Below are 380 nucleotides of genomic sequence, written 5' to 3' on the forward strand. Positions count from 1 at the left end.
GGCAGTCCGCAAAGTGCCCTGGAGATCGCCGCCCGTGAAGGGCGAGTTGAGCGCGAAGGCTGGCGTATACGCAAAGACGGCACTGCGTTCTGGTCCCACGTGGTCATCGACGCCATTCGGCACGAGGATGGCGAACTCCTGGGGTTCGCGAAGATCACACGCGACATTACGGAGCGGAAGAAGGCGCAGGAGTCCCTGGATCAGGCACGTGAGGCCCTTTTCCACTCCCAAAAAATGGATGCGATCGGCAAACTGACGGGCGGCGTCGCTCACGATTTCAACAATTTGCTGATGGCGATTCTGGGTAGTCTTGAGCTGCTCCGCAAACGGCTTCCCGACGATCCACAATTGCTGCGTCTTCTCGACAACGCGGTGCTCGG

1 protein-coding gene is annotated in these 380 nt (G+C 59.7%); it reads left to right on the forward strand.

All coding sequences use genetic code 11. From position 1 onward, the window contains the following. Positions 1–380, forward strand: a 380-nt coding sequence (locus EN943_RS37455; protein WP_127416646.1) for a PAS domain S-box protein, incomplete at both ends; no start/stop codon positions are given.

Origin of the sequence: Mesorhizobium sp. M7A.F.Ca.US.006.01.1.1, assembly GCF_003997935.1 — a bacterium.
In the GTDB taxonomy this organism is placed as follows: domain Bacteria; phylum Pseudomonadota; class Alphaproteobacteria; order Rhizobiales; family Rhizobiaceae; genus Mesorhizobium.